We start from the raw sequence: 16,037 nt of genomic DNA on the forward strand, positions 1-16,037 counted from the left end.
AGTTCGACCATTTCGTCCAGACATTCATCGAGAAACTCAGGACATCGAAGCAATATGCCAAGCGCGCGGAGAAGCTGAAGCGCGATTTCCTGGCCCGGCCGGAGGTCGTGGGATTGGCGAACGACATGTGGGCAAGCCTCGGCCAGTTCATCGAGCAGGACACCAGGGCTTCGGATTCGATCATCCGCGCGCATCTGGCGAACATGTTCGTCGAGGTCGGACGGCACCTCGCCGGCGACTCGCGGATTAGGGCCGACATGAACCAGGGGTTCGTCGTGGCCCTGGCGGCCTTCGTCGAAAGCCAGAAGAATGGCGTGTCGAAATTCATCGCCGACCAAGTCAAGCGCTGGGACCTTGCCCAGCTGACGCGGCTGATCGAGATGAACATCGGCAGGGACCTGCAATATATCCGCTTCAATGGCATGATCATCGGCGGGCTTGCCGGTGTGGTGCTCTACATGGCCGAGCGGCTGTTCCTCGCCGGCTGACACCCCGTCTGTGATTGCGCCGGCTCGAATGGACACGCGGCGCTTCGATGCTATTGTCATTCCCGGGAAAAGCCATTTCGGTGGCGACAGGGAGGAGACCACTATCATGGCAAAGCAACCGGAATCCGATTCGTTCATGGACATGTTCGGCAGGTTCGGCCGCGATTTGAAGCTGCCCACAGTCGATGTCGAAACCATCCTTGCGCATCATCGCAAGAATATAGAGGCGTTGGAGCAGGCGGCACGAGTGAGTGCCGCCGGAGCGACCTCGCTGTTATCGAGGCAACGCGAGTTGCTGCAGGACACGCTGCGCGAGGTCACCGATATGGCGCAAAGCTACAAGGCGCCCGGCACGCCGCAGGAACTGATGACCAAACAGACCGACTTTGCCAGGAAATCCTTCGAAACCGCGTTGAAGAACGCCGGCGAAGTGGCTGATCTGGTCAAGAAATCAGGTGCCGAGTCCGTGGACATCCTGCGCTCGCGGATCAAGGAGGCGATGGAGGAGATCCGCGCCGGCTACGAGAAGAAGTAGCGCCTTTGAGCCGAGCCGCTTGTCTGCCGACGGCGCCTAAAGCGAGGAGAATTCCGATTGGACCCGCCGCCGCGCGGGCAAGATGGCCGGATGGCGGCCGAAATCGGCGGAACGGATTCCCCGACGATGAATTGACAGAGGCCGCCGGTTCGTGGTCGGGAGGCGTGGAAGCGATCGGGATAGCATGAATGACCGAAATACGGCCTAAAACGCCGCCGACCTACGCAGAGTTGAGGACGATGGCCGGGCAAGAGCTTGGCGTGTCGGAGTGGACAACGGTCGACCAGGACCGCATCAACCAGTTCGCCGAATGCACCGGCGACCATCAATGGATCCATGTCGACCCTGAAAGGGCGCGGCGGCAAAGCCCGTTCCGCACGACGATCGCGCATGGCTACCTGACGCTGTCGATCATCGGCGCGCTGGCGCTCGGCATGGGGATCGTGCCCGAGAACACGCAGGCCGCTTTCAACTACGGCTTCGACAAGGTTCGTTTCCTGGCGCCGGTGAAGGCCGGCGCGCGCATAAGGCTGCGCGTGGTTCTGCTTTCCGTGGAAGACTGGGGGCCGGGCCAATATTTAATGAAAGCAGCCAACACGGTGGAGATCGAGGGCGAAGAAAAGCCGGCTTTGACCGCTGAGACACTGGTCATGCTCTATGAGCGCCGCAAGCGGGCAGGAGCCTGAGGCGTTCTCCAGCGGGTCGACGGCCAGGCGTGACCTTCAAGACGAGGCGCCCAGCAGCCGACGCGTGGCGTCGGCGCGATCCGAGAGCAGCGCGACGACCAGCGCGACCACCGCAAGCGCCGTCGCCACCTGAAAGGTGACTTGCATTCCCTGGGCCGCCGCCGCGGAGCTCAAGACATTCTGGGCGATGCCGTGCTGCCTGCCGGCGGACGCGGTCGCGAATATTGCGCCCATCAGCGAGGCACCGGTGATCAGGCCGAGATTGCGCGACAGGTTGAGCAGGCCCGATACGACGCCTCGTTCGCCGGCGCCTACACCGCTCATGACGGCTGCGTTGTTGGAGGTTTGGAACAGGGCGTAGCCGAAGCAGGTGACGGTGATGGGAACGACATAGCTGGCAATGCCGAGCCTCGTCATGGCGAGCGACAGCAGAAATGTGCCGATGGCGAGAGCGAACAGGCCGGCTGCCATCATCCTGGGGGCTCCGAAGCGATCGGCGAGCCGTCCGGCCAGCAGCGCCGACAGGGCCGAGACAAGCGGCCCTATCGACAGCGCCACGCCGACCATGGCGGCATCGAGCCCAAGCCCGCGCGATAGATAGAACGGGGCGACCACCAGGGTCGCCATCATCACTGTGGCGACGATGAGGTTCATGGCCAGACTGGCGCTGAGCCGTGGATCCCGGAAGCTGCCAAGCTGGACCAGAGGGGTCTTAACTTTCCCCTGGGCGATGGCGAAAAGAGCCGTGCCGAGAACAGTCGAGGCCAGCAGGCCGATGTTGAGTGCGCCAAAACTACCCCGGCCAAGCGTCATGGCCAATGCATAGGCGGCCAGCGTCACGGCCAGCAGGACGGTGCCCATCGCATCGAACTTGCCTCGATCCGCCTGCGCGCTCTTGTCGCCCGCAGGCAGGCCCCGCCAGGCGAGCGCGAAGGTCAGAAGGCCCAGTGGGACGTTGACGAGAAAGATCGCCCGCCAGCCGAGGCCGGCGATCAGCAAGCCACCGAGCGAGGGTCCAAGTGTCGTGCCAATGGCCGACATGGCGCCGAGCAGGCCCATGGCGCTGCCGGTCCGGTCCTTGCTCACGGTCTGCGCCACAAAGGCCAGGGTCAGCGACATCATCAACGCCGCGCCAAGCCCTTGCAGGGCACGCGCGGCGATCAGCAGCCAAAGCGTAGGCGCCAGCCCGCACAACACCGATGCCGAGGTGAACAGCGCGATGCCACCCAGCAGCAAGGGGCGACGCCCGAACATGTCGGCCAGCCGCCCGGCGCTGACGATCAGCGTGGTGATCGCAAGCAGATAGGCCAGCACCACCCATTGCACGGCCTGGAACGGCGCCCCGAACGTCTGCATCAGCGACGGTAGACCGACGCTGGCGATGCTTGTTCCGAGCGACGACAGCAGCGTGGCGAGCGAAAGGCTTGCCAGCGCCCAGACGGCGGATGAATTTTCCTGTGGGGCCGACAGCGGCCTATCCCGATTTTGCGCGGCGACTGCCATGGCGATCTCCTTTCCATTCGCCCCGGAAGCGGAGCTGTCGGAGATCTAGTCCTGCCCTTGATATGGCGGAAGGCGCAGCATTTGCATCATAGTCGTGCGCCGGACGCCATATCATGTTAGAGTCCGTGGATGACATCGCCCGATCTCAACCTGCTGTTCGCCCTCGACGTTCTGCTGGCTGAAGGCAGCGTGGCCCGCGCCGCGCGCCGTCTGCGCCTCAGCCCTTCGGCAATGAGCCGGACGCTGGCGCGGCTGCGCGATGCGACGGGTGATCCCTTGCTCGTCCGCGCCGGGCGAGGCCTGGTGGCGACGCCACGCGCGGAGGAACTGCGCCAGCAGGTCGGCACTGTCGTCCAGAACGCCGAGGCCCTGCTGCGGCCTGTCAGACTGCTCGACCTCTCACGCCTGGACAGGGTCTTCACGCTGCGCACCAATGAGGGCTTCGTCGAGGAATTCGGGCCTGGCCTGGTCGCCCGCATCGAGGTTGATGCACCAGGAGTGCGGCTGCGTTTCGCGCCCAAGTCCGACAAGGATATGATGTCGCTGCGCGACGCGGAGATCGACCTTGAAATCGCCGTCGCCGGTGAAACCGGGCCTGAAGTGCGCATCCAGGCGCTGTTCCGCGACCGCTTCATCGGTGCCGTGCGAGCAGGCCATCCGCTGGGGGAGGGCGTGGTGACGCCTGAACGCTATGCGGCGGGTCGGCACATCAGCGTCTCGCGACATGGCCGCGAGAAAGGGCCGATCGACGATGCCCTGGCAGCGTTGGGCCAGCAGCGGACAGTGGTGTGCATGGTTTCCGGTTTCTCGGCCGCGCTCGCCATGGCTCGCGCATCCGACCTCATCGCCAGCGTGCCGGAGCGGCACACCGAAGGAGCGCGGGCCGGAATGCACAGCTTTCCGCTGCCCTTCGCCACCATGGAAGTCACCATCTCCATGCTCTGGCATCCGCGCCTCGACGCCGATCCGGCGCAGCGCTGGTTACGCGACCGCGTACGGGAGGTCTGCGCGAGCCGCTGATTTCAGAGTGACGTGCAATCAGCGCGACATTGCAGTTTCAAGAACCTTGAAAATCCGCTCGTCTCCGCACTGGGCAACGTTGAAGCGCAGGAAGCGACTTGCCGTCCCCGACAGACTGAACGCGTTGCCGGGCGCCAGCACGACATTGTCGGCCAGAGCGCGGCGGGCGACTTCGGCCGCATCCACACCATCGGGCAGGCTGCACCAGAGGAACAGGCCGGCGGGCTGGTCGATCCACGGCGTGATGCCGATAGACTTCAGCCTTGTGCCGGTCTCGGCCATGGCGCGCGCGAGTTTGACGCGCAGCAGGTCCATGTGTTTGCGGTAGCTGCCGTCCTTCAGCAGGGTCAGCACAAGGTCAGCCGCCAGCCTTCCACCGCCGAATGTCGTGGCGATCTTGAGGTCGGTCAGCCCCTCTATCCAGGCGCGGGGCGCGGCGATGAAACCGCAGCGGACCGAGGCCGACAGCGTCTTGGAGAAACTGCCGATCTGGACGACCCGGTTCAGGCCATCGAACGCCGCCAGCCGGGGCGCGGGCGTATGTTCGAAATCAGCAAAGATGTCATCCTCGACGATGGTCAGATCCGATTGCTCTGCCAGTTTCAGCAACCGGTGCGCCGTGACCGGCGACAGCACCGCACCCGTCGGGTTGTGAATGGCGGAGTTGGTGATGTAGAGGCGCGGCCGATGTTCCGCCAGCGCCTGCGCGAACAGGTCGACGTCCGGGCCGGAACGTGTGTAGGGAACGCCGACGACCTTGGCCCGGTGGGCGCGCAGCAAAGCATGGAAGTTGAAATAGCAGGGGTCGTCGACCAGCACCGCATCGCCAGGTTCGATCAGGAACCGGCAGAGGAGGTCGATGGCCTGCGTGCCCGATTCCGTCAGCATGATCTGTTCGGGAGAGGCTTCGATGCCATGCCCGGCCAGGCGTCGCGCCAGCAGTTGGCGCAGCGGTGGCAGGCCGAGCGGCGTGCCGTAGTCGGCAAGTGCGACATCATCTGCCCGCGCCGCCGTGCGCAGTGCCCGGCGCAATGCCGCCTGCGGCATCCACGAGGCCGGCAGCCAGCCGCAGCCGGGTTTAAGCATCTCGTCGCCTCCCTCCAGCGACTGGCGCGAGACCCACAGTGGATCGACGGCGCGGTCGAGCCGGGGACCGATCTCGGCCAGCGACAGCGGCGCCAGCGACCCGGCCGCATAAAAACCGGAGCCCGGCCGGGAGCGGATCGCGCCTTCGGCGGCAAGACGTTCATAAGCTTCGACCACGGTGGATTTGGACACCTGCATGGATTTGGCGAAGGCGCGGATGGAGGGCAATCGAGCCCCCGGTGGCAGGCTGCGCGCAGCGATCCGCTGGCGAATGGTCGCCATGGTGGTCTCAACCAGGCTAGGGCTGAGCAGGGTTCGCCCGCTGTCGTTTTCCAGAGCGACACTTGCCATCCGTACTGCTCAAACATCCATTACAGTTTCACGGAATTGTACCCCATTGGCTCTGGTCGCGCCATGGCTATCCGGGCGATGGAGCGCAAGAACATGGAGCCTGGAATGGACAAGACCGCGAGCGGCTGGCTGAACGGATTCGTCGGGGTGTTGATCTTCTCGGGATCGCTGCCTGCGACACGTGTGGCGGTGATGGATTTCGACCCGATATTCCTGACCTCGGCCCGGGCAGCGATCGCCGGATTGCTTGGCCTGGCAATGCTGGTCCTGTTCCGGCAGAAACGTCCGGAGCGCGGCGACCTGCTGTCACTGGTGATCGTGGCGCTGGGCGTGGTCGTCGGTTTTCCCTTGCTGACTGCCCTGGCGCTCAAGCATGTCACCTCGGCCCATTCGATCATCTTCATTGGCCTGTTGCCGCTGGCGACCGCGGTCTTCGGCGTGTTGCGGGGCGGTGAGCGGCCAAGGCCGGCCTTCTGGCTGTTCTCATGCATCGGCAGCGGGCTCGTCGCCGGCTTCGCGCTGATGCAGGGCGTGACAGCTTCGCCGCTAGGCGATAGCCTGATGCTGGCCGCCGTGCTTGCCTGCGGCCTCGGCTATGCGGAGGGCGCCGCTTTGTCGCGCCGGCTCGGTGGCTGGCAGGTGATCTGCTGGGCGCTGGTGCTGTCGCTGCCGATCATGCTGGCACTGACCTTCGCGACGCTGCCGCAGTCCTTTGCCGCTGTCGGCTCCCACGCCTGGATCGGTCTCGCCTATGTGTCGCTGTTCAGCATGCTGATCGGCTTCGTCTTCTGGTATCGCGGCCTGGCGCAAGGCGGCATCGCTGCGGTCGGCCAGTTGCAATTGCTGCAGCCCTTTTTCGGCCTCGCGCTTGCGGCAACGCTGCTGCACGAAAAGGTCAGTCCCCTGATGATCGTCGTTACGCTCGGTGTGGTGGCGTGCGTGTTCGGGGCGAAGAAGTTCGCGCGGTAGTTTCGTCCGTTGCTAGAACTTCGTCACCACCCCGATGCCGATGCCCTCGAAGCCACCCATCGCCATCAAGGCAGCGGGCGCTTCGTCAAGGCTGATCTTCTTGCCGACCAGCAGCTCGGGATTGAGCTTGCCGGTTCGGATCATCTCCATCATCGCCTGATAGCGGAATGCCTGCATGCCGTGGCTACCCAGGATTTCAAGCTCGAAAGCGATTATCTTGCTCATCGGCACGGAAGCCTTGGCATGCTCGCCAAGCATCAGCCCGACCTGAACGTGGCGGCCGCGCCGGCGCAGGTTCGAGATGGAATTGAACGACGTCGTCGGGTGGCCGAGCGCGTCCATCGACATGTGCGCGCCGCCATTGGTGATCTGCTTGACCGCCTTCACGACGTTCGACGTCGTGGACGCATTGATCGTCGCCACGGCGCCGATCTTCCTGGCAAAATCCAGTTTCGCCTCGGTGAGATCGATGGCGATGACATTGGCGCCCATGGCGCTGGCGATCATGATCGCCGACAGCCCGACGCCGCCGCAGCCATGCACGGCCACCCATTCGCCCGGCTTGACGCGGCCCTGGTCGACGATGGCGCGGAAGGAGGTGACGAAGCGGCAGCCGAGGCTGGCGGCGGTTGCGAACTCCATCTCATCGGGCAAGCGCACCAGATTGGTGTCGGCAAAGTCGATCGCGACATATTCGGCGAACGAGCCCCAGGCTGTAAAACCGGGCTGGAACTGATGTTCGCAAACCTGGTGGTTGCCGGAGGTGCATTCGAAGCAATGTCCGCAGCCACCGACGAACGGGACGGTCACCCTGTCACCCGCCTTCCAACGGGTAACCCGCCCACCGGCTGCGACCACGACGCCGGCCAATTCGTGGCCTGGCACGTGCGGCAGCGTTATGTCGTCGTCGTGGCCCATCCAGCCGTGCCAGTCGCTGCGGCATAACCCCGTCGCTTCGACCTTGATGACGACACCATCGGCGGCCGGCTTCGGATCGGGAACGCTCTGGATCGTCGGCGCTTCGCCGAATTTCTCGAAGACGACGGCTTTCATTGGCAACTCTCCTGCACTGCAGGGGAAACGATAGCCGATTCCCGTTCCAGTGCGCGTGGTTATGATGAAGGTGCGGTGGCAGAGCGATAGTCGTTGTGCAGGACGATATCGCTCATGCGTTCACTTCGGCTGGCCGATGGTTATTTCGATCGTGCCGATGCCGTCGACGCCACCGGCCATCGTGTCGCCGGCAAGAACCGCGCCAACGCCGGCCGGCGTGCCGGTGAAGATGAGGTCGCCTGGCTGCAGTTCCACCGCCTCGCTGCAGGCCGAGACGATATCGGCTATCGGCCAGATCAGCTCTGAGAGATCACCGTCCTGCCTGGCCTCGCCGTTGACGGTGAGCCAGATACGGCCCTTTTGCGGGTGGCCGGATTTTGCCGCGGGGATCAGCGGGCCACACGGAGCGGACCGGTCGAAAGCTTTGGACCAGTCCCAGGGTCGCGCCATCTTCTTGGCTTCATCCTGCAGGTCGCGGCGGGTGAGGTCGATGCCGACGCCGTAGCCCCAGACATGGTCCAGTGCCTTGTCACGCGGGATGCGGAACCCCGGCTTGCCGATCGCCGCAACCAGTTCGATCTCATGGTGCAGGTTGGCCGTCAGCGGCGGGTAGGGGATTTCAGCCCCGGAATCGACCACCGCGTCGGCCGGCTTGGTGAAGAAGAAGGGCGGATCGCGTTCGTCATTGCCGAGCTCCCTGACATGGGCGGCGTAGTTGCGGCCGACGCAGAAGATGCGGCGCACGGCGAAGCGCTCCGTTGAACTCGCGACAGCCACCGATGGAGTCGGCGGCAGGGGAAGCACGAAGTCTGTCATGCGCTATCTCTGCTCCAAGCTTTCTTCGCGGGCACATTCGACCGATTTGGGCGTCCCGGCAAGACAGGACGTTCGAGAAGTCCCCTCGACCAAGATGGTGATGTACTATTTGGCAATAATCTGGGCATGGTCGGGGGACTATCCTGCGCCGGACCGAAGTGAAACGAGCACCATGACCGCAGCCAATGATAGCGCCCGGTTCCTGATCATCGACGACCATCCGCTGTTTCGCGAGGCGCTGCACAGCGCGGTGCGGATGGCCTATCCGGAGGTGGACACCGTCGAGGCGCGTTCGATCACCGAAGCGCTCGATCTGCTGGCCGGCATCAAGCCGTTCGATCTTGCGCTGCTCGACCTCAGCATGCCCGACGTGCACGGTTTCGAAGGTCTACTGCAGCTTCGGACCCGTTACCCGCGCCTGCCGGTGGTTATCGTTTCCGGCCATGAAGAGCCGAAGATCATTTCCGAAGCGCTGTCCTACGGGGCCGCCGGCTTCATTCCGAAATCGTCGCGCAAGAGCGATCTGGCCAACGCGATCCGCTCGGTGATGGAAGGCGCCATCTACGTGCCAGAGACCTATGAGGGCCAGCCGCCGGACGCCAAGAGCACCGACCGCGCCGATATGGTGCAGCGCCTGTCAACGCTGACGCCGCAGCAACTGCGGGTGCTGCAGATGCTGCGCCAGGGCCTGCTCAACAAGCAGATCGCCTATGAGCTGCAGGTCGGCGAGACCACGGTCAAGGCGCATGTCTCCGAGATCCTGCGCAAGCTCAATGTCTACAGCCGCACGCAGGCTGTGATCGAGGTGTCGAAGCTGGACAACGCCGAACTGTTTCGCGATCAGGCGGGGTTTTGAGCTTACCCTCTCCATCCCGGGCGGGGTAAGCCCTCAAGCCAGCAAATGCGCCAGCAGCGCGCGCAGCTGCGCCGGTTTCACCGGTTTGCGCATCAACTCGATGCCGCCCGCTCGTGCCGCCTTGGCGACGGCCTCGGAACTGTCGGCGGTCACGATCAGCGCCGGCACGGCGCGGCCGAGATAGTCGCGGACCTCCGCTATGGTCGCGGTACCGAGATCGCCGCCGTCGAGATGCTGGTCGGCAATGACGATGTCAGGCACCCACTCGGTATCGCCGAGCATGTCCAGCGCATCGTCGGTCGAGGTGGCCGATCGTACCAGGCATTGCCAGCGCTCGAGCAGGAAGGTCATCGCCCGCAGCACCTCGGTGTCGTTTTCCACCAGCAGCACCTTGGTGCCGAACAGGCCGTAGCCACGCGGCCGCTCCAGGTCGGCAAGGCGGGCGATCGCATCGGCGGGGACGCCGAGGCCGACAGGAACATCGATGTGGAAGATCGTGCCGCGCCCGACCTTGGATGAAAACGTCACGGGATGCCCGAGGGCACCGGCCATGCGGCGCACGATGGCGAGCCCGAGGCCGAGGCCGCCGCTCTCCATATCGGCATTGCCGGGAGAGGTGCCGCGGTGGAATTCCTCGAACACCGCCTCGCGCTGGTCGTCGGGAATGCCGCAGCCCGTGTCGGCCACATCGATCCGGATGGTGTCGCCGCGATGCCGGGTGCCGACAAGCACGCCGCCCGAGCGCGTGTATCCAAGCGCATTGGAAAGGATGTTCTGCAGGATGCGGCGCAGCAGCGTCCGGTCGGAACGGACCGAAGCGTTGACCGGCCGGAACTTCAGCGACAGGCCCTTCATTTGCGCCACCGGCTGAAAATCGGAGCGTAATGACGAGAACAGCGCTTCGAGGCTGACATCGCCGATTTCAGGCCGCACCACGCCGGCGTCGAGCTTGGAGATGTCGAGCAGGGTGCGCAGCAGGTCCTCCATCGTCTCCAGCGAGCGTTCGACCTGCCGCACCAGTTTCCTGCCCTCGTCGCTGGTCTGCACTTCGGCGAGCGCCGAGACGGACAGGTGGGCAGCATTCAGTGGCTGCAGCACGTCGTGGCTGGCGGCGGCGAGAAACCTGGTCTTCGACAGGTTCGCGAGTTCGGCGTTTTCCTTCGCGGCGCTGAGGTCGATGTTCGACTGTTCCAGCCGCCGCAGCGTGGAATGCAGTTCCTCCGTGCGCGTGCGCACTCGATTTTCCAGCGAGATCGCGGTCTGGAACAGCGAGAAGGCGTTGCCTTGCTGGTCCATCGACCGCTCGACGCGGCTGACAAGGGCGGCATTGATCTTCTTCAGCTTTTCGAGATCGTTTATGTCCCTGAGCGGCATACTATTCCGCTGCCCCTATTCCGCCGCTTGCCGGTCGCCGAAGGCAATGCCGGTGAACGTCTGGTTGAGGTGCATCGAGCGGTACTGTTCGCCATAGGTGCCGAAACCGATGACATTGTTGACCCGGTAGAGCTCGGAAATATCGCGAAACACCTGGCGGTTGCGCGCGTCCAGGCGACGCAGCACGCAGTCGAAGCCGAGGATCATGTCGATGCCGCCGAGCCTCTCCTCGACATCACGCAGGGCGGCGCGCGTCGATTCGACCATGTCCATGGGCTGGGCGATCGACAGCACGACGCCGTCGTCTATGGCGCAAAAGAAGGACAGTGAGCCGTCGGCGTGCATCTTCTGGATCGAGCGGCAGTAATATTCGCCGCCGACCTTCACCACCACGGGATGCGAGGCAAAGCTGAGCGGCGTGAGGGTCCGCGGCAGGATGCCGACCGCAGCGGAATATTCCTCGGCCGCATTGGTGGCATTGAACTCGCGCACGATGCGGTGATCGGGATCGGATGCCGTCACCACCAGCTTCTCGTCGGTGGGAACGAAGTTGTCGGTTTTGAAGACGAGGAAGGGAATTTCCGTGGCGATCAGCACGATGATGGCGCTGTCGGAGGTGACCCTGCCGTTCGAGATCAGGCGCGTCGTCTCGAATTTCAGATCGTCACCGGCCGAACCGCCGATCAGCGGTATGCCGTCGAGCCCCCAATGGATGGCGGAGCTCACCGCTTCCTCGGCATAGGAGAGGCCGTCGATGAAGCAGAGCGCGAATGTGGCCTTGGCCGGATCGTAGCCGAGGCGCGCCCGAAGCTGTCGCCGCAAGGACTCGACTTCACCGGTGATCCTGTCCATGCCCGATGACGACAGATTGTCCACCATCACGCCCACGGCGGTAAACGCGGCGGAAGGGAGGAGCATGGCCAGCACGTGGCCGTCCTCGAGACCTTCCGGCGTGATCTCGCCGGCAGTCGAGCAGCCCGCGTATTCGAGTGTCGGCGCGTGGATTGCGAGTGCCCGCGAAAGGGCGCCGGCCTCGATCAGGCTCTGGGAAAAAAACAGCAGGGCGAAGCCGGCGTCGATCGCCGCTGCTTCCGACGCGATCGCCTTGGCGAACGCTTCCATGTCGGGCTCATCCGTCGTGAGCGCCGACAGGCCGCATGCATAGCGCGTCCATGAACTGGCCAGCGATGTCCTCCGCATTTCCTCCGACGCTGTTTTTATGCGCGTCGGGCGCGCGGGCGTCGGGTGCCATTGTTGTCTCCAATCGGCGTTTTGGCAATGGGGGCGATCGCCGAGCCCGTTCCCGTCCAGCCATGATCGAAAGTACAATCCGGAGCGTTTTCGACGCGCTGTTTTTTGTGCGGTATGCAGTGTACGAATGAAGGATGGCCGATGCGCTGGCATTCGCATCGGCAACGTGATGGCCAAGGTCGATACCCAGGGAGGATTCATGTCGGACGTGTCGTTGACGGTAAACGGGAAGCGGGTGAGCGGCGTTGCCGAAGACCGCACGCTTCTGGTTCATTTCCTTCGAGAAAACCTCGGCCTTACCGGCACGCATGTCGGTTGCGACACCTCGCAATGCGGTGCCTGCATCGTCCATGTCGACGGCAAGGCGGTCAAGTCCTGCACCATGCTCGCCGTACAGGCCGCCGGCTCGACTGTCCTGACGATCGAAGGCCTCGCCAATGGCGCCGACCTGCACCCGGTGCAGGCGGCGTTCAAGGAGCATCATGGGCTGCAATGCGGCTTCTGCACGCCGGGCATGATCATGACCGCGACCGACATGATCAACCGCCACCCCGAGGGCCTCGACGAGGCGACCGTGCGGGCCGAGCTCGAAGGCAATATCTGCCGCTGCACCGGCTACCACAACATCGTCAAGGCGATCCTCGCGGCATCTGAGACGATGTCGAAGGGCGTTAAGGGCAAGGCGAAACAGGCTGCGTAAGCGCAAGGGAATAGGGGAATAGGGCAGTAGGGGAGTAGGGCAAGAAGGCCAAACCAATTGGACCGGTTGCCTACTCCCTCACTCCCCTACTGCCTTACTCCCCTACAATCTCGGGAGGAATTCTAATGGGCATTGAAGGTGTTGGCGCTCGCGTCGCGCGCAAGGAAGACAAAAGGTTCATCACCGGCGCGGGCCGCTATGTCGACGACATGGTGGTACCCGGCATGAAGCATGCCGCCTTCGTGCGCAGTCCGCACGCGCATGCGCAAATCAAGAAGATCGACGTCAAGAAGGCGCAAGCCATGCCCGGCGTGATCGGCGTGCTGACCGGCAAGGAATTGAAGGCCGACGGCATCGGCAACCTCATCTGCGGCTGGATGATCCACTCCAAGGACGGCTCGCCGATGAAGATGGGGGCATGGTCGCCGCTCGCTTTCGACCGGGTCCGCTATGTCGGCGATGCCGTCGTCATCGTCGTCGCCGAGACCAAGGGGCAAGCGCGCGACGCCGCCGAGGCGGTCGAGATCACCTACAAGGAGTTGAAGGCGGTCGTCGACGCGTCGAAGGCGATGGACAAGGGCGCGCCGCAGATACACCCGGAGGCCGAGAACAATCTGATCTTCGACTGGGATATCGGCAACGCCGACGACACCGCGGCTGCCTTCAAGAAGGCCGCCCATGTCGTCAAGATGGACATCATCAACAACCGGCTGGTTCCGAACGCCATGGAGCCGCGCGCCGCGCTTGGCCACTACGACAAGGCCGAGGACCATTACACCTGCTGGACGACATCGCAGAATCCGCATGTCGCGCGGCTGGTGATGAGCGCCTTCTACAATGTCGCGCCGGAAAACAAGCTGCGGGTCATAGCCCCTGATGTCGGCGGCGGTTTCGGTTCCAAGATCTACATCTACCCCGAAGAGATCATCTGCCTGTGGGCGTCCAAGAAGACGGGCGTGCCGGTGAAATGGGTGGCCGACCGGACGGAGAGCTTCCTGACCGACGCGCACGGCCGCGATCACCACACCCATGCCGAGATGGCTTTCGACGACAACCACAAGATCCTGGGGCTGAAGGTCGAGACGCAGGCCAATCTCGGCGCCTACATGTCGCTGTTCTCGTCGGCAACACCCACCTATCTCTACGCGACGCTGCTGTCGGGCCAGTACAACATCCCGGCGATCCACGCCAATGTGAAGGCGATCTACACCAACACCGCGCCCGTCGACGCCTATCGCGGGGCGGGGCGGCCGGAAGCGACCTTCGTCATGGAACGCATGATGGAGACCGCCGCGCGGCAGTTCGGCGTGTCACCCGCCGAGCTGAGGCGTAAGAACTTCGTCACCTCGTTCCCGCACCAGACGCCGGTGATCATGTGCTACGACGCCGGCGACTATGCTGTCTCGCTCGACGCGGCCATGAAGGAATCCGACTATGCCGGTTTCCCCGAGCGCAAGGCGGCAGCGGCCAGGAAAGGCCTGCTGCGCGGCATCGGCATGAGCTGCTACATCGAGGCCTGCGGCATCGCGCCATCGGCGGCAGTCGGCTCCCTCGGTGCCGGCGTCGGCCTTTGGGAATCGGCTGAGGTGCGCGTCAACGCGGTCGGCACGATCGAAGTGCTGACCGGCTCGCACAGCCACGGCCAGGGCCATGAAACCACTTTCGCGCAGCTGGTCAACGAGCGCTTCGGCGTGCCGCTGGATTCGGTCTCTATCATCCATGGCGACACCGACAAGGTGCAGATGGGCATGGGCACCTACGGATCGCGCTCGGGCGCGGTCGGCATGTCGGCCATCGTCAAGGCGCTCGACAAGGTCGAGGCCAAGGCCAAGAAGATCGCCGCCCACCTTCTCGAGGCCGACGAGGGCGATATCGTCATCGAGAACGGTGCGCTGAAGGTGGCCGGCACGGACAAGAACGTGCCGTGGTTCCAGATGGCGCTCGCCGCCTATACCGCCCACAACCTGCCTGGCGGCATGGAGCCGGGACTGAAGGAGACGGCATTCTACGATCCGTCGAATTTCACCTTCCCGGCCGGCTGCTATATCTGCGAGGTCGAAATCGATCCGGAGACCGGGACGACCGAGATCGTCCAGTTCGTCGCCGCCGATGATTTCGGCAACATCATCAATCCGATGATCGTCGAAGGCCAGGTGCATGGCGGATTGGCGCAAGGCATCGGCCAGGCCCTGCTCGAGGGCGCGCACTACGACAATAGCGGCCAGCTGCTGACCGCCAGCTACATGGACTACACGATGCCGCGCGCGGGCGACCTGCCGTCGTTCAAGGTTTCGACCTCGAACACGCCGTGCCCGGGCAATCCGCTCGGCATCAAGGGCTGCGGCGAGGCCGGCGCGATCGGCTCGCCGCCGGCGGTGATCAACGCCATCACCGACGCCATCGGCAGCAACGATCTCGCAATGCCCGCATCGCCGTCCACCGTCTGGGCAGCGATCCGCGCGACGACCAAACACTGAGGAGGAACGACATGTACTCGGTCAATTATCACCGCGCCGCCTCGGTCAGCGACGCCGCCGAGCTGGTCAGGAGCGGGGACGCCAAGCTGCTGTCCGGCGGCATGACGCTGATCCCGGCCATGAAGACGCGGCTGGCGGCACCATCGGATCTTGTCGACCTGGCCCGGATCAAGGAACTGCAAGGCGTCACGGTGGCGGGCAAGACGGTCACCATTGGTGCCGGGACCACACATTACGAGGTTGCCAATGACCAGAAACTGAAAAAGGCCTGTCCGGCGTTCTCGCACCTGGCATCGCTGATCGGTGATCCCGCTGTGCGCTACAAGGGCACGATCGGCGGTTCGATCGCCAACAACGATCCGGCGGCCGACTATCCGGCGGCGCTGCTGGCGCTCGGTGCCACCATCGTCACCAACACGCGCGAGATCGCGGCGGCTGCTTTCTTCACGGGTTTGTTCGAGACCGCGCTGAACGAAGGCGAGATCATCACCGCGGTCCGCTTCACCGTGCCGGCCAAGGCGGCTTATGAGAAGTTCCGCAATCCGGCATCGCGCTACGCCATCGTTGGCGTGTTCGTGGCCCAGGGCAAGGACGGCGTCAGCGTTGCCGTCACCGGCGCGGGCGACAACGGTGTCTTCCGCTCGAAGGAGATCGAGACGGCGCTGGCCAAAAATTTCGACGCCGCCGCGCTCCAGGGGGTCACTGTGCCCGCCATCAACCTGATGAGCGACCTCCACGCTTCCGCCGATTATCGCGCCAACCTGATCACCGTGATGGCCAAGCGGGCGGTGGCCACCGCCAACGCCTGAACGCCGGCGATTTGAGGCCAAAAAAGGAGCCGTAGAGGCTCCTTTCTTATGGGGTCCAATCTC

Annotated in this window: 15 protein-coding genes; 9 read left to right on the plus strand and 6 right to left on the minus strand. The window is 64.1% G+C overall.

Going from position 1 to position 16,037, the window contains the following annotated elements; translation table 11 throughout:
* The 3 genes from WC739_RS06865 to WC739_RS06875 form a co-directional block, all read left to right on the plus strand.
* On the plus strand, window positions 1-488 hold a 488-nt coding region (locus WC739_RS06865; RefSeq protein ID WP_372952268.1), incomplete at its 5' end, for a DUF445 family protein.
* Window positions 489-594: 106 nt separating this feature from the next.
* Window positions 595-1,023 carry a phasin family protein gene (locus tag WC739_RS06870; protein WP_372952269.1) on the plus strand — a complete coding sequence of 143 codons (429 nt, stop codon included), beginning with the start codon at window positions 595-597 and terminating at the stop codon, window positions 1,021-1,023.
* A gap of 188 nt (window positions 1,024-1,211) precedes the next feature.
* On the plus strand, window positions 1,212-1,709 hold the full coding sequence (locus WC739_RS06875; protein WP_372952270.1) for a MaoC family dehydratase: 498 nt from the start codon (window positions 1,212-1,214) through the stop codon (window positions 1,707-1,709).
* A gap of 36 nt (window positions 1,710-1,745) precedes the next feature.
* Here the strand turns inward: WC739_RS06875 and WC739_RS06880 are convergent, their stop codons facing one another.
* Window positions 1,746-3,212, minus strand: coding sequence for an MFS transporter (locus tag WC739_RS06880; RefSeq protein WP_372952271.1), 1,467 nt, complete (start codon window positions 3,210-3,212; stop codon window positions 1,746-1,748).
* A gap of 129 nt (window positions 3,213-3,341) precedes the next feature.
* Here WC739_RS06880 and WC739_RS06885 point away from each other — a divergent pair, with 129 nt between their 5' ends.
* Window positions 3,342-4,232: a LysR family transcriptional regulator gene (locus WC739_RS06885; protein ID WP_372952272.1), complete on the plus strand. Its 891-nt coding sequence runs from the start codon at window positions 3,342-3,344 to the stop codon at window positions 4,230-4,232.
* A gap of 18 nt (window positions 4,233-4,250) precedes the next feature.
* Here the strand turns inward: WC739_RS06885 and WC739_RS06890 are convergent, their stop codons facing one another.
* Window positions 4,251-5,669, minus strand: coding sequence for a PLP-dependent aminotransferase family protein (locus tag WC739_RS06890; protein ID WP_372952273.1), 1,419 nt, complete (start codon window positions 5,667-5,669; stop codon window positions 4,251-4,253).
* 105 nt (window positions 5,670-5,774) lie between these two features.
* On the opposite strand from WC739_RS06890, the gene WC739_RS06895 reads away from it, so the two are divergent.
* On the plus strand, window positions 5,775-6,638 hold the full coding sequence (locus tag WC739_RS06895; protein WP_372952274.1) for a DMT family transporter: 864 nt from the start codon (window positions 5,775-5,777) through the stop codon (window positions 6,636-6,638).
* A 12-nt stretch (window positions 6,639-6,650) separates the two neighbouring features.
* On the opposite strand, the gene WC739_RS06900 is transcribed toward WC739_RS06895, so the two are convergent.
* Together WC739_RS06900 and WC739_RS06905 are read right to left on the minus strand one after the other, a co-directional pair.
* Window positions 6,651-7,691 (minus strand): zinc-dependent alcohol dehydrogenase family protein, encoded by a 1,041-nt coding sequence (locus WC739_RS06900; RefSeq protein WP_372952275.1) that lies wholly within the window; start codon window positions 7,689-7,691, stop codon window positions 6,651-6,653.
* Window positions 7,692-7,811: 120 nt separating this feature from the next.
* Window positions 7,812-8,507, minus strand: coding sequence for a fumarylacetoacetate hydrolase family protein (locus WC739_RS06905; protein WP_372952276.1), 696 nt, complete (start codon window positions 8,505-8,507; stop codon window positions 7,812-7,814).
* A gap of 172 nt (window positions 8,508-8,679) precedes the next feature.
* On the opposite strand from WC739_RS06905, the gene WC739_RS06910 reads away from it, so the two are divergent.
* Window positions 8,680-9,363 (plus strand): response regulator, encoded by a 684-nt coding sequence (locus WC739_RS06910; protein WP_372952277.1) that lies wholly within the window; start codon window positions 8,680-8,682, stop codon window positions 9,361-9,363.
* A 33-nt stretch (window positions 9,364-9,396) separates the two neighbouring features.
* On the opposite strand, the gene WC739_RS06915 is transcribed toward WC739_RS06910, so the two are convergent.
* Entirely contained in the window at window positions 9,397-10,737 is a 1,341-nt protein-coding gene (locus WC739_RS06915; protein WP_372952278.1) for a hybrid sensor histidine kinase/response regulator, read from the minus strand.
* Between the two features lie 15 nt (window positions 10,738-10,752).
* A complete protein-coding gene (locus WC739_RS06920; RefSeq protein WP_372952279.1) occupies window positions 10,753-11,937 on the minus strand; it encodes an FIST N-terminal domain-containing protein in 1,185 nt (394 codons plus the stop codon).
* 250 nt (window positions 11,938-12,187) lie between these two features.
* Here WC739_RS06920 and WC739_RS06925 point away from each other — a divergent pair, with 250 nt between their 5' ends.
* From WC739_RS06925 to WC739_RS06935, 3 genes are all read left to right on the plus strand, one after another.
* The gene (locus WC739_RS06925) at window positions 12,188-12,688 is read left to right on the plus strand and encodes a (2Fe-2S)-binding protein (RefSeq protein WP_372952303.1); all 501 of its coding nucleotides are present in this window, start codon (window positions 12,188-12,190) and stop codon (window positions 12,686-12,688) included.
* 125 nt (window positions 12,689-12,813) lie between these two features.
* Window positions 12,814-15,165, plus strand: a complete 2,352-nt coding sequence (locus WC739_RS06930) for a xanthine dehydrogenase family protein molybdopterin-binding subunit (protein ID WP_372952280.1) — start codon at window positions 12,814-12,816, stop codon at window positions 15,163-15,165.
* An 11-nt stretch (window positions 15,166-15,176) separates the two neighbouring features.
* Window positions 15,177-15,974: a xanthine dehydrogenase family protein subunit M gene (locus tag WC739_RS06935; protein ID WP_372952281.1), complete on the plus strand. Its 798-nt coding sequence runs from the start codon at window positions 15,177-15,179 to the stop codon at window positions 15,972-15,974.
* The last annotated feature ends 63 nt before the right edge of the window (window positions 15,975-16,037 follow it).

Source organism: Mesorhizobium sp. (assembly GCF_041661565.1).
GTDB lineage: Bacteria > Pseudomonadota > Alphaproteobacteria > Rhizobiales > Rhizobiaceae > Mesorhizobium.